The 13,090-nt window shown below is 35.1% G+C and carries 14 protein-coding genes; 4 read left to right on the top strand and 10 right to left on the bottom strand.

The features are described from left to right. Positions 1–36 precede the first annotated feature (36 nt). On the bottom strand, positions 37–291 hold the full coding sequence (locus tag fad_RS02970) for an elongation factor 1-beta (RefSeq protein ID WP_019841733.1): 255 nt from the start codon (positions 289–291) through the stop codon (positions 37–39). A 16-nt stretch (positions 292–307) separates the two neighbouring features. After that, the gene (locus fad_RS02975; protein WP_009887662.1) at positions 308–484 is read right to left on the bottom strand and encodes a zinc finger domain-containing protein; all 177 of its coding nucleotides are present in this window, start codon (positions 482–484) and stop codon (positions 308–310) included. Positions 485–793: 309 nt separating this feature from the next. Between fad_RS02975 and fad_RS02980 the strand changes: the two genes are divergently transcribed. Then, positions 794–1,036 carry a hypothetical protein gene (locus fad_RS02980; RefSeq protein ID WP_081141721.1) on the top strand — a complete coding sequence of 81 codons (243 nt, stop codon included), beginning with the start codon at positions 794–796 and terminating at the stop codon, positions 1,034–1,036. Here the strand turns inward: fad_RS02980 and fad_RS02985 are convergent. The 6 genes from fad_RS02985 to fad_RS03010 all read right to left on the bottom strand — a co-directional run bounded on the left by fad_RS02985 (position 1,033) and on the right by fad_RS03010 (position 7,724). Next, positions 1,033–1,647 carry a site-2 protease family protein gene (locus tag fad_RS02985; protein WP_081141723.1) on the bottom strand — a complete coding sequence of 205 codons (615 nt, stop codon included), beginning with the start codon at positions 1,645–1,647 and terminating at the stop codon, positions 1,033–1,035. The two genes, fad_RS02980 and fad_RS02985, sit on opposite strands and share 4 nt — an antisense overlap. After that, entirely contained in the window at positions 1,647–5,153 is a 3,507-nt protein-coding gene (locus fad_RS02990; protein WP_155951097.1) for a hypothetical protein, read from the bottom strand. Before fad_RS02990 ends, fad_RS02985 begins: the two co-directional genes overlap by 1 nt. A gap of 335 nt (positions 5,154–5,488) precedes the next feature. Then, complete coding sequence (locus fad_RS02995; protein ID WP_009887666.1) at positions 5,489–6,187, bottom strand: class I SAM-dependent methyltransferase; 699 nt, start codon at positions 6,185–6,187, stop codon at positions 5,489–5,491. Positions 6,188–6,239: 52 nt separating this feature from the next. Beyond that, positions 6,240–6,593: a Trm112 family protein gene (locus fad_RS03000; protein WP_009887667.1), complete on the bottom strand. Its 354-nt coding sequence runs from the start codon at positions 6,591–6,593 to the stop codon at positions 6,240–6,242. A 121-nt stretch (positions 6,594–6,714) separates the two neighbouring features. Continuing rightward, positions 6,715–7,278: a DUF981 family protein gene (locus fad_RS03005; RefSeq protein WP_009887668.1), complete on the bottom strand. Its 564-nt coding sequence runs from the start codon at positions 7,276–7,278 to the stop codon at positions 6,715–6,717. 107 nt (positions 7,279–7,385) lie between these two features. Further along, entirely contained in the window at positions 7,386–7,724 is a 339-nt protein-coding gene (locus fad_RS03010) for a hypothetical protein (RefSeq protein ID WP_009887669.1), read from the bottom strand. 132 nt (positions 7,725–7,856) lie between these two features. On the opposite strand from fad_RS03010, the gene fad_RS03015 reads away from it, so the two are divergent. After that, a complete protein-coding gene (locus tag fad_RS03015) occupies positions 7,857–9,233 on the top strand; it encodes an APC family permease (protein WP_081141726.1) in 1,377 nt (458 codons plus the stop codon). Positions 9,234–9,235: 2 nt separating this feature from the next. On the opposite strand, the gene fad_RS03020 is transcribed toward fad_RS03015, so the two are convergent. Further along, positions 9,236–9,871, bottom strand: a complete 636-nt coding sequence (locus tag fad_RS03020; RefSeq protein WP_081141727.1) for an isochorismatase family cysteine hydrolase — start codon at positions 9,869–9,871, stop codon at positions 9,236–9,238. 4 nt (positions 9,872–9,875) lie between these two features. Beyond that, the gene (locus tag fad_RS03025) at positions 9,876–10,370 is read right to left on the bottom strand and encodes a precorrin-2 dehydrogenase/sirohydrochlorin ferrochelatase family protein (protein WP_009887672.1); all 495 of its coding nucleotides are present in this window, start codon (positions 10,368–10,370) and stop codon (positions 9,876–9,878) included. Positions 10,371–10,714: 344 nt separating this feature from the next. On the opposite strand from fad_RS03025, the gene fad_RS03030 reads away from it, so the two are divergent. Both fad_RS03030 and gatD read left to right on the top strand, forming a co-directional pair. After that, positions 10,715–11,848 carry an acyl-CoA dehydrogenase family protein gene (locus tag fad_RS03030; protein WP_009887673.1) on the top strand — a complete coding sequence of 378 codons (1,134 nt, stop codon included), beginning with the start codon at positions 10,715–10,717 and terminating at the stop codon, positions 11,846–11,848. A 31-nt stretch (positions 11,849–11,879) separates the two neighbouring features. Further along, the gene (gatD, locus tag fad_RS03035) at positions 11,880–13,088 is read left to right on the top strand and encodes a Glu-tRNA(Gln) amidotransferase subunit GatD (protein ID WP_081141729.1); all 1,209 of its coding nucleotides are present in this window, start codon (positions 11,880–11,882) and stop codon (positions 13,086–13,088) included. Positions 13,089–13,090 lie beyond the last annotated feature (2 nt).

Genomic DNA, 13,090 nt, shown 5'->3' on the forward strand with positions numbered 1-13,090 from the left:
GTATAAAAAATTAATAAAATCAAAAGAATTATCATCTTATATTAGCGTAACATCCCTGGTATCAACCTGGCTCACGTTTTTAACCGATGATATGGCATTTTCAACAGAATCTATTTTTCCTTCTTCATCGGGAACGATAACCGAGAACAAAAGGGCACTTAAACCGAATCCTATCTCTTCTTCCTTTACTTCGTTAATAGTGCAAAGTTTTTCTATGCTCGCCGTAATTGCTACCCTTAAATCTTTTAAATTTACATCAACAGATTCGGGAAGAATTCTTAACTGAACCATTACATCTCCCATGATATCACGGTCCTATAAATCCACACTTCTGGCACTCATATTTTGTTGAATGCTCTCTGCATTGCTTGCATCTTCCAATCATCTCTTCCCCACACTGGGGGCATTCGAATATTGAATATCCTACCTCCACCAGTCCAATGCCACAGGAAGTACATGTTTCTTTTGTATTTATTTTAATCACTCTCTTGGACTTTATTAAATAAACCTATTTAACTTTTATATCTCCTTTGATTTTTTTTCTTTCCATTATTCAACGGTATGAGGGAATATCGATAAATTATCAACGGCATCTCGCAATCCATATCTGGATAAAAAAATCCATGAGCGGTTAAAAGAAGTAAAAGATAGGACAGGAAGTCCCGGATGGAAGATGGTGGGCATAAGGGAGCCAAATAAACTGATACAGGATAATGTTATTTATAAATTATAGAAAGCAGGATAAAGCATCCAGTATGGCATAAACTAATCTAATAGTTGTTTATTACCCTGCATGGAAATATTATACAGTAATAAGAAAGCAGAATTTGGTGAAAAGGAATATTTTATAGCTTCACACGAACCTCTTTATTATGGTTTAATAATAAGCCCCTCATCCGATCTATGGAGTTACATGGTTGAATCAGGAAAAGTCGAATGTAAAATTGAAAATGAAATCAGAAAATACTTAATTCCATACAGAATTGATGTTGGGGAAAATAGCATATTTTTTATTACAGCTGATCCGGAAGATTAGATTCCTAATATAGCCGGAAGGAACCCATCTACTATATTTAATATTATAGCCAGCAAGAATACACCTGCAAAGATTTTGCTGTTCCAGTAAAATACTTTGCTCCCATCAAGTGGAGGAAATGGTATCAAATTAAACAGGGCAAACCAGAGATTTAACCATGCCACCCATATTAAGATTGTTGATGCCACGCCGGTAATGCCAGAAAATGTTACTGCCAGGAAAGCAATTACTCCGATTATTATGTTCGTACCCGGTCCCGCCAGTGCTATTTTTCCCTCACTATCCCTGTCATACAGCCCTGCAAACTGGACTGCACCCGGGGCAGCAAAGATAAATCCGAACACCGATGTTATCAGTGCAAGAAGGATCCCTACAGGCCATAACTTGAAAAATGCAACTGCACCGAGCCTTCTGGCAACTTCCCTGTGGGCCATTTCATGCATAAGGAAAGCGGTTACAGTTACGGAGAACCCTATAAGTACTTCGATTTCCAGTGTTTTTATGTCCGGTACCCCACGAAGTCCACCATTGATCATAAGGGTGAAAGCTATAGTTAAAACGATTACTGCTATTATAATATCATTTCCTTCGTTATTCCTGTTGTACATCATTAATTTAACATCCCATTTTTCATTTTTCCTGCAATGTATATTGCATCCATTAGTCCGACATTGTATTTCGTTATTATCTTAATAATATCAGGTTCATTGCCCATATCACCACTATTAATGGAACCCCCATTTTCAGACAATTTCTCTATTTTATAATACCCTTCCATGCATCTCTTTATGAAAATATAGAAATTCTTTGATTTTATTACATTCCCGGTTACCTTATAAATGTGGTATATTTTTATATCCCTTATATCTGAAATACCAATTGTGTTTAGTCTGCCAATAATATTTACGGATTCGTTATTATATTCCTTGGCATCAATATAAGAATACGGTTCCTTGTTAGTAATGAATTCATAGACATCATTTGCAAGGTATGCAGGTACCATGGCACTTAGTTCGGCAGGTTGTGAAACTTTTTGATCCACGTACTCCGTATCAAATACTTTTTTAGTGACTTCCACTATCATTCTTGTTCTATAGGAAGATCTGAGTTTTGAATTTATGCTTTCACTGGTATCTACATTGATAATACCGTGATAATCATGCATTAATGCTCTCGTTGCCGCGTAGTTAAATAATTTAATCTGTGAATATATCCAGTATTTTATGTTCTCTGCATTTACAAATTCCCTGTTGTTATTAAATATGTTTGCCAGCGAACTATAATCCCTCAGGTCATAGAAAATATGCACCATTCTATTAAATGATGAAATATCCTTTTTCTCATGGAAGCGATCATAAGTGGTTTCGAGAGCCTCGTTTAAATTCCCATTCTGAATTAAAGAATTTATAAGGCGTTCAAAAAGTATGTTTTCATCCGGATAATAGCTGATAAGTGTTTTCAGGATGTCTATCTCATCCTCATATAGTTCCAGTTCATCGAATTTGTTTGCAAGCAATTCACCCAGAATTTTGTCATGGCTTTTATTGAAAAGACCAACCATAAAGGTCTTTACCGGCATGTTTTCCCATGCACGTGTTATAAGGAACTCCGGTATTTTGATATTATTGTAATGATATTGCGTGATTTCCCTTACTTTTCCAAATTCTTTCCTGTTGTAATAATAGACCATCAAATGAAACCATTCCCCTGTGGATTCCATTGCATTAATAATGGCACTGGACAATGGGACACCCATAAAAAGTTCCTGAAAAAGTGGGTTTTTCACTGCAATACTATTTCTTACATATGCCAGGTTGAAGTATTCCAGAGATTTTTTTAATATCCTTTTGCTGTAATAGTAACTTGAAAGTATTATGTAACCTTCATAATACTTATTTTTATAATGTTCCAGAAAATATACGGCAGTCAGCTCATTATCCTTTTTCAGGATAGAATAATGATTTACCACATCCTCAGAATTTCCCCCATATAGAAGTGAAAGGGCAGAGTATTTAAGGACAGATTTATAGTCCCTCAAACAATAGCTTTTTAGCCTGTACAAATATACGTTTTTAATATCAATCTTTTCCAGATATTCCCGGAATTCCTCACTAACATCTATATTTCTGCTTACCACAAAATTGTAAATCATGCCAAAAATATCGGTAAAGCCTAAATCTATAGCAGATTTTGTGTAGGTTTCTGCATTTGTATTTTTTGCCAGAGCAATATTAATCCGCAATGCAAGGAAATCGACATTATCTAAAACAGAGATAGCTTCCTCAACATGCTTTATGGCATCCCCAAAATTTGAATCCTGAAATTCGATATACGCCCTGAAATAATAATAAAATGCATCAGGGTCTTTGCTATACAAAGAATCCAGAATTGTTGAAGCTTCATGGTAACGTTTTGTTTTTATAAGTGCTTTAGTAATGGGATATAAAAAATATCTTGAATCGTTCATGTCGCCAATATCCTCTCCATTCTTTATGGATTCGATATTGGAAAGTATTGATGATATTATCTGATACCTGTCAATGTCAAGAAGGTTCCTTATGTAACGCCTGTCAAAAAAATTGTCCTTTCTGGTAGATGTGGCAAGTATATAGATTCCGGCCAGTGACCCGGCATTTTTTACTTTTCCGGCATATTTCATATAATCAAAATTTTTCCGCCCCTGCATATATGAGATTACCATTTCAAGAATTGTGCCCTGCTTATTTATACTATTAAACTTCCTGATATTTTCATTAGTTTTTATTTTTTCAAAGATACCATCAACTACCCTACCGGAATCAAGTAAAGATCGCTCTGTCGTTATAATCTCAATGGCATCTTCAATTCTGTTTAAATATATAAGTGAACTGCAATATTCAGGTTTAAACTCATTAATCAGGTTCTTTTCAGTTACGTATGAAAGAATCTTGCTGTACTCCTGATTTTCATACAGGTAATTGACAATAATTCTATAATTTTCATGATCTGTATTTCCCTTTTCTATCAATTGTATTGCAATTTTATATAACATTTCCTGATTGTCTACCGCTCTGAAATATTTAGCAAATAACTCCAGTACTTCAGTATCATCGCCAAAATTTGACCGGTACCTGTTTAAATCCAATTCAGCTTCACTATATAAATCAAGTACAATTTCACTCTCAATTTTATAAAGCAACAATTTTTTATTTGTTCCCAGATTTTTTTCTATTAAGTTTATATAATTGATAAGGGAATAATAATCTTTAATTGCATAAGTAATATCTATAATTCGCTCAAGAACATTTTTATCTTCGTTATAATAAATATACTTATAAATTTTTAAAGCATTTTCATAATAGCCGAGGTGATAATATGCATCAGCCAATAATGCATTATCCGGTTCATTAACATCGGAAAATTCTACAACTTTTTCGTATTCTCCAAGATATGAATAGTATTTTCTGATATCTATATTATTATAATGAATACGGTTTTTAAGGATATCATGCAGCAACTCTTTGAGTTTATCCTTCTGGTTAAATTCTACATAAATATCTGCCAGGGAAAAATAACAGGTTGAATAAGGTATTTTTGAAATACATATAGAAAGAATTTTCTCAAGGTCATTGATACTGCCGTTTGTTTGAAAAAGTGCAGTTAATCGCCGGATTTCCTGCTCACCCGGCATTGTGGCAAAATATTCTTTGAATATTCCTTCATCAAATACTCCTGCAATAGATAGGTATTCTACAGCCTTTTCCGGCTGTGATTTATTTATCAATTCATCAAAATCTTTTTTAACATTGGCCAGGCTTAAAATATCTATATTAGATGTAACAAAATGAATGAAATCGTCAATCTTTCCATCAGAATATAATTTTAAAGCTTTATATTCCAGTATCAGAGGGCTTTTATCATCTATATATGTAAGGGCACTGTAAAGGTCAGCTGATATTTCAGCATCCCTGAGTGCATTTAACAATATATCAGAAATCTGTGTGTCATATACCTCCCTGATAGCATTTTTTTCTTTAATAATGAAACCGGTAAATATATCAATGTTGTTCTTTTCTATAGATTTCTTCAACATTGTCTTTAATTTCTTTCTTACCATTAGACGCTCTACGGCGATCATCAATAGTGTAGTTTCACGATGGTATATTAGTTTATTGCAATTCTGAGCCTATTAAAATTTTAGAAGGTTTTCATTTACTATTCTATTCCATTTTTAATATGTCGCAGCACGCTATCTTCCTGCATTTAGTTGCCGTTGAATCAGCATCCCGGACTCTCTGGAATTGCTTAACTTCTTTCCCACGTTAAACATTTATTAAGATTACATTTTAGGTACAAAGAAAAATTTCATTATATATTCCCAATACTTATTTACAGGACACACAATCTTTTGAATTAGTTCAATGAAAACTTATGCACGAATTCATATATGCGCAGACAAGAAAAAATTCTAAATTATTTAATGACTTCTGTATCCTTTTTAGTACCAATAAAAATGTATACCGATCCAAAGGCTTTCTCCTCAAATGTTACCACATCCATATATTTTTTAATTATCTCACGAATTGATGAGTTTGGTGTCAGCCTTTTATATATGTAATAAATGAATCTATAATCTTTTGATTTCTCCCCCGTTAATTTTGCAATATAAGGTTGAAAATATTTTAAATAAAATCCGGTGATAAAACTGTAAAATTTATTATCTGATTTTCCCATTGCTATAACTCCCACTGTGCCATTAGAAACACGGACCATTTCCCTGATAACATCTTCTATATTATCCGCAGCATGCAGGGCAAACGTACTCATAACTGAATCAAAAGAATTGTCACGGAAGGGCAAATTGTTAAATGATGCAAGGACTCTTGTGGAGTCAACTATCGACATGTTCAACATATTTTCTGAATAATCGGTCATTACTACATATGTTTCCTTAATCTGTTTTATAATATATGTCAATTCACCCTTTCCGCTTGCAACATCAAGAATTTTTTCCGGCTGTGAAATGTGGAATATTCCATCTACAAGTCTGGTTCTCCACTTTACATCCTGAAAAAATGAGATTAATGCGTTGGCTCTGTCATATGATTTCGGAATTTTATTATAAACATCCCTTAAATCTTTGTCATCAGACATAAACCTATTTTCTTTCATTTAAAATCCACTTCTTTTTAAATATATGTCACAGCATATCATATTCATGATTCTATGTTTTTTCGAGTACCTTAATATTAAATGGTTTTCCATTGTTTATTACAATATCAGGCAGATCACTTTTATATTTTGTAAGAAATTCCATATCTTTCTTTTCATCCCTGTAGGTATCAGGCAGCAATATGTGTATGCTATTGATTATGGGATACCATCTTCCACAGGTATTGCATAGCAATATGCCGTTTTTCATATCATGATTCGCTCCGTCGTTGTTAGAATCTGTATACGTGTGCTCCCCGTGCCCTGGAATTATAACATTATCACCTTCTTCTCTAATTACTGATTTAGAAAATGAATTGCCCCTGCACATAGGGCATGCAATCAGGTCTATTAAATCATATTGCATTTAAACATCTACTATCTTTAACCGGATTCCATATATATGTTTTTTTATATGCTAATTATATAAATTATAAAAATATAAAACATATAAAATCTAAATACCCGGTAAAAAATATATAATATGCCTACGGTGGTGCCTGCAAATGCCCATATATGGCTTCATATCCAATGAACAGTGCAATTAGGGCGGTAAGCGCAAGCAATATGAACGCAACATAATAAAGGTACTTCCTGTCTTTTTCCGGCTTTGCAAATAAAACAACCGAGTAGACCGCAGATATGCCACTCATTATATAGAGCCCCATTGCAGCAAACAAATTATCGCCGCTTTCCAGCTTAAAATTAACCATTGCTGCACTTTCAATAAATAGGTACACTCCTAACATTACTCCGGGAATTGAAAGAGTCCTTAAATTATACCCTTTGTAGATCATTATGGAACCTGCAATAAGCAGCATTCCAAGTATCATAATAGGGTCTCCAAATAGCATATTGTATGAACCGGGCAATGGCCAGAACTCAGACATTTCAAACCCGGACATAAAATCAAAACCACCAAAGATAAAGGCTGGAACTACTAACTCTTTCACATCTCTACCCTTTGCGACTTGATAAAAAAACGCGGAAATCAAGCCTGCACTTACACCCAAACTTAATAGCATCACAGCTAACGGGTCAACAAATCCCATATAAAATCACAACAATTTATTTCATATCTTTATTTATATATTTCCTATTTTATGAATATATTCACATAATTAATATTATGGAATGCCAGTTCCGGGATTTATAAGAATTAAACCAGCATAGTCAGCATTGCGTGTGATATCAATATTAAAGTCGACAACATGTTAAACCCGGTAAACTCAAACAGTGCTATTCCTATACCCGCTCCAAGAAACATTGAGGAAATAAGGTATGCAAGTGTCCTTATGCCAAAAAATAAAATTATGCCTGTAACCAGTGCAATAATTGGAGCATAGACACTTTGCGAAATGGTTATGCCCGCGGTGGAATAATGCAACAGATATGGATATAAAAATGCAACAAATTTTGCACCAAATACAAATCCAATTATTATTCCTATTACAGTTTCAATATCGTTTTTCAACCTGATATATTTTTTAATGTCCATTAAAGCTTATAAATAAATTCGCTGTTTAAATATTTCGATTTTGCTGTTTTAATTTTCTATATATATACATATATATTATACTTTAATGTATAGTTTAGCTTATTTTTATATATAATAAAATGATACGGGCATATGGAAAATCAATTAAAATCAAACGCCATATCACTTCATGGATTAATTTTTCAGGGCATGGGGCAATTATCTCCATTATTTACATTTGACGGAATCATAAGTGTTGCAGCATTTGCTGAGGGGGCAAGCCCATTAGCTTTCCTTATAGGGTTAATTGCATCACTCCTCACCGGAAATACTCTTTACCAGTTTTCTAAAAGAACTGCAAGTGCAAGGGGTTATTATGGATATTCCGGATACTCATTGGGGAACCACGCAGGATTCATTACCAGTTACCTGTACCTTATATACCAGCTGGCAAATCTCATATTCATTCTATCATTTTTTATAATGATATTCAATCCAGCTATCCTATATCTTACCGGTGTAAATGTACCATATTATTATGGAATTATACTGGTAATCGCTATCAGCATACCTTCATTTTATGCAATTTACAAAGGTATTGTCCCATCGTTTAAATCACAGATAATTATAAATGTGGTGGAGATAATATTTGTTGTTTCAATTTCTATTATAATTATAGTGACATCCAGGGACAATACCCTTTCTGTGTTTACACCTATATCAGGATATAAGAACCTGTTCCTCGGGTTCATAACAGGAAGTTTTCTTGCATATACTGGATATGGTTCTATTGTACCACTTGGCGAAGAGGCACAGGCCCCGAGAAAAAATATAGGTATAGCAATAGTAGCTATGCTGTTGATCATCGGTGTGCTTGACCTTCTAATTTCCTATGCACTGGTAGTAGGATTCGGCCTTAGCAACATGTCCAGTTTTTCAGACACCGTTATCCCTGCATTTATTGTCATAAAATCACATATAGGGCTATATACTTCCATGTTCTTCCTGGCTTTCAACTTTTTTATAATTTACACGCTGTTCAATACAATAGGCACGGCTATAACACGGAACATATATTCTATGGCACGTGACGGTTACCTGCCACCTGCATTTTCAAAATTAAATAAGCATAACGCGCCGCAAAATGCACTTTTCCTCCTTCTCGGGATTTTTATCGCTGTAGGTGGAATTTCTACCTATATATTTTACAGTTCATTTAATGTAAATGGATTTTTGAACCAGTTCATATTCTATGCAACCATAAGCACACTTGCTACATTAATCATCCACATGATTGTGAATTCCGGGCTATCAAAGGTTCATAAAAATTTTACCTTTGATATTTTAATCCCATCTGTCTCAACAATTATAATACTTATTGCTCTGTATTACGCCATTTCTACCCTGGCATTTCCATTCACATACGCACTTATTATTATGGCATTGTACATAATTATTGTAGTAGTTATGGACCTATCATTAAAAGGAAAAATGAAAAATATAAACTTTAATTCAGCTGTTGATAAATAAAATTATTTTTTCTTTATTATATTTATTATAGATCCTGTATCCATTACTGTCGTTACAGCAGACATAGATTTAAGTGAAATTTCATGCATTTCCTTGCTATGGGAAGAACATGAATCTGATGCGACTACAGTGTAATAACCATGGTTTATAGCATCTCTGACACTTGATTCCACTCCAATCTCTGTAGCAATTCCTGTGAATACCAGGGTAGTTATTCCTGCACCCTTAAGCATATTCTCAACATTGGTTCCGGTAAATACGCTGGCAGTATGTTTATTCAATACATAATCATCCTTTTCAGGAGCCAGTTCCCTGTATATTTCTGCATCTTCGGACCCGGGGGCCATAAATACAGGAAGTTTTGACGGGTCATCAACACCGAATCTTTTCATATAGCTGTATATGTTGGAAGGGGCCATGTATTTGAATGGAAGCGGCGTTATCTTTGTATACAAAACCGCTACGCCATGTTCTCTGGATGTGGCTGTTAATTTCTTTACATTAGAAACGAATTCATCTTTGTTGAATATATTCTTTACCAGCCCGTTCTGAATATCCCAGTTCACAAGCATGGTATGTGCAGGGTCAAGTATCTCCTCCATATTCTCATAGATCTGTTTATTTCCTATAGTTTTCATGCATCTACATTTTTTTATTATATATTGTTTTTATGTCTTCTTCAAAATTATTGCTATTGTGTATTAAGTCCTCCTCCAGTTCAGTTTTCAACCGCCTGGCGATGGCCGGAGCCATTCCATCTGTGCTTATAGATAATGTTAGATTGCCAATTATGGTACTGGCCACCATCATTATATCTGAATTCCTATGGTTGCTGAGATCATCATGCAAAATTCCTAATTTCCTGCACTCTATTGATATCTTCCTGTTTAATCCCTGATTACTGGTGGCACATATGACAAGAAAATAGTTCTCTGTAATATCATCAATTCTTATTTCCCTTTCAATGATATTTATCTTCCCCCCTTTGCCCAGGGTTCTTATATACTCTGTCACTTCCGGTGCAATTACAGAAATTTCCGGAGATTCTTTTATAAGTTTTTTTATTTTCGCTTCTGCAATTTTTCCACCTCCTGCAAATAATACCTTTTTCCCAGTAATTTTAATATTGAATATCATGAACAGGTATGGATAAGTTGCAATTGAAATTAACTATTGTTATCCACTTATTATAAGGCATGGCGGAAGTACATACTTGCTATACACCCTGTAATCGCAGAAAGTTAATGGTTGAAGATATAACATCCCCTTCCTGAAGTCATAAATACCCGGGTGATGAAGGAAGACAATATGGGCTTTCATATAACTACATATGCTGAGTTAATGTAATCTTTGTCTTTAAAGAATTTGAATTTTATATAGTTATGTGCGCTCAGATTTATTAAATGAGAATGAACCACCTGCCATAGCATTCTTATAGGTTGCAATAAGAAAAGTATTATTATTAAACATTATTCAGTTATATGCTTAATGAAAATGAAACAAATGTTTTGAAATATGTCCGGGAACTTGCAGAAACAAAAATCAAGCCAAGAGCCCGGGAAATAGACGAAAAAATGGAAGTTCCCGAAGATATTATACAGGCCATGAGGGATATGGGACTGTTTGCATCATATATACCTGAAAAATACGGTGGATACGGCCTTAGCTTTCCATTCCTTGTCAATGTTATTGAAACAATATCTGAAGCATGCCCCAGTACTGCCCTTGTCCTTGACGGAGCCCTGACCCTATTTGCAGAACCACTGATAATGTTTGGAAGCGAGGAGCTGAATAAAAAATATTTAACAGAGATAGCAAAGGGTGCAGTTGGCGGCCTTGCAATAACAGAACCCGGGTCTGGAAGCGATGCAGCATCCATATCTACAAGGGCTGAAAAATGTGAAGGCGGGTATAAAATTACCGGAACCAAGACCTTTATTTCCAATGGCAGGATAGCAAAATTCTTTGTGATGGATGCTTCTACAGATAAATCAAAGGGATACAAAGGAATTACCACATTTGTTGTTGACGGCAATGCCCCTGGATTAGAAATTAGCAGGGATATACATAAGATGGGTATCAGGGGTTCCAGTACCGTTGAGTTGAATTTCCATGAAGTTTTTGTTCCTGAATCAAATATTGTAGGCGAATATAATAAGGGTTTTTCAGTAATAATGGACACACTGGATGCGGGAAGGATAGGAATAGCAGCCCAGGCACTGGGAATAGCCAGATCTGCATTCCACGAAGCACTTGAATATATAAACACAAGAAAACAGTTCAACAAAAAAATCATTGATTTCCAGGGCATCCAGTTTATGATAGCAGAAATGGAAAGCAGGATAAAGGCTTCTGATCTGCTTATCAGGGAAGCTGCAGAGAAATGGCAGAACCATGAGGATACCGTGGAGCTCTCATCCATTGCAAAGATGTATGCCTCTGATACCGCAGTATATGTGGCAGAAAGGTCACTGCAGCTATTCGGTGGATATGGTTATACTACAGATTTCAATGCTGAAAGGCATATGCGTGATGCAAAAATTACACAGATATATGAAGGAACCAACGAAATTCAGAAAATAATTATATCCCGGGAAATAATGAAAAATTTATAAAGTTTTTATATGTCAGAAACATTGAAGGATAATGTTAATCGGGCAGAAAATTATATTTTCCTATAAAGGCGAGGAATATGCCGGAACCTATATAAGTTCCGGAAAAAATACAATAACAGTTAAACTGGGAAGTGGCTACAATATTACAGTGGATGCCAGTTCAATTGAAATTAAAAAAGAATACTCCATGGAGAAAGGGGATAAACCTGGAGCTGAAACCAAAAATTCAGGTTGTGGGGAAAATGGAGTATGTATACTTACAACAGGGGGAACAATAGCAAGCTCGGTGGATTACACTACCGGAGCCGTAAAACCTGTAAAGGACATATCATATTTATATAATTTTGTGAATAATATTAGCCAGTTCAAACTTTACCATGAAAGCATAGACAATATACTCAGTGAGAATGTTAACGCAGAAAAATGGGTACAGTTTGCAAGGAAGGCAAGGGACGCAATGAAAAAGAGTAACTCAGTTATAGTATTCCATGGAACAGATACCATGCAGTACTCGGCTTCCGCATTATCATTTATGTTCGAGGAGCAGACCGAGCCCATTATATTTACAGGCAGCCAGAGAAGTTCTGACAGGCCAAGCAGCGATGCATTTCTTAATATAGAGGGTTCAATACACTTTGCATCCACGGATATGGGAGAAGTTGGAATTGCAATGCATACAGATACATCTGATGATTCTATTTCCCTTTACCGTGCAACAAGGGCCAGGAAAATGCACACAAGCAGCCGTGATGCGTTTAAATCAATAAGCGAACCGCCATTGGGGTTATACGCAGATGGAAAAGTCAAAGAAATTAAAAATATAAGGCATAAATCGGACAGCATAATTTTAAAAGACAGGCTTGATAAAAATATAGGGCTCATATATTTCTATCCTGGCATGGCAGAAGAGGATTTTTATAACCTATCATACAACAAAAAGGCAGTTATTATTATGGGAACCGGCCTGGGGCACACATCTACCGGAATTATAGATGTAATAAGAAAATTATCCCGGGAAACCCATTTCTTTATGACCTCACAGTGTATTTACGGAAATGTAAATATGAATGTTTATTCCACTGGCAGGGAACTGATAGATGCAGGAGTAATCCCGCTGCAGAATATGCTTGCAGAAACTGCCATGGTTAAAGCAATGTACCTTTCTGCCAATTATCCTGATAATTTTGTTGAACTGATGCAGAAGAACCTCCGGGGAGAATTTGAAGATACGGTGAAGTGATA

It is taken from the genome of Ferroplasma acidiphilum, assembly GCF_002078355.1.
Lineage (GTDB): Archaea > Thermoplasmatota > Thermoplasmata > Thermoplasmatales > Thermoplasmataceae > Ferroplasma > Ferroplasma acidiphilum.

Excerpts from the sequence above, each read along its gene's own strand:
- fad_RS02990 (WP_155951097.1), bottom strand. The coding sequence starts at position 5,153 with ATGATCGCCGTAGAGCGTCTAATGGTAAGAAAGAAATTAAAGACAATG.
- gatD (WP_081141729.1), top strand. The coding sequence starts at position 11,880 with ATGTTAATCGGGCAGAAAATTATATTTTCCTATAAAGGCGAGGAATAT.
- fad_RS02985 (WP_081141723.1), bottom strand. The coding sequence starts at position 1,647 with ATGATGTACAACAGGAATAACGAAGGAAATGATATTATAATAGCAGTA.
- fad_RS03010 (WP_009887669.1), bottom strand. The coding sequence starts at position 7,724 with ATGGACATTAAAAAATATATCAGGTTGAAAAACGATATTGAAACTGTA.
- fad_RS02995 (WP_009887666.1), bottom strand. The coding sequence starts at position 6,187 with ATGAAAGAAAATAGGTTTATGTCTGATGACAAAGATTTAAGGGATGTT.
- fad_RS03005 (WP_009887668.1), bottom strand. The coding sequence starts at position 7,278 with ATGGGATTTGTTGACCCGTTAGCTGTGATGCTATTAAGTTTGGGTGTA.
- fad_RS03000 (WP_009887667.1), bottom strand. The coding sequence starts at position 6,593 with ATGCAATATGATTTAATAGACCTGATTGCATGCCCTATGTGCAGGGGC.
- fad_RS02980 (WP_081141721.1), top strand. The coding sequence starts at position 794 with ATGGAAATATTATACAGTAATAAGAAAGCAGAATTTGGTGAAAAGGAA.
- fad_RS03025 (WP_009887672.1), bottom strand. The coding sequence starts at position 10,370 with ATGATATTCAATATTAAAATTACTGGGAAAAAGGTATTATTTGCAGGA.
- fad_RS03020 (WP_081141727.1), bottom strand. The coding sequence starts at position 9,871 with ATGAAAACTATAGGAAATAAACAGATCTATGAGAATATGGAGGAGATA.
- fad_RS03015 (WP_081141726.1), top strand. The coding sequence starts at position 7,857 with ATGGAAAATCAATTAAAATCAAACGCCATATCACTTCATGGATTAATT.
- fad_RS03030 (WP_009887673.1), top strand. The coding sequence starts at position 10,715 with ATGCTTAATGAAAATGAAACAAATGTTTTGAAATATGTCCGGGAACTT.
- fad_RS02970 (WP_019841733.1), bottom strand. The coding sequence starts at position 291 with ATGGTTCAGTTAAGAATTCTTCCCGAATCTGTTGATGTAAATTTAAAA.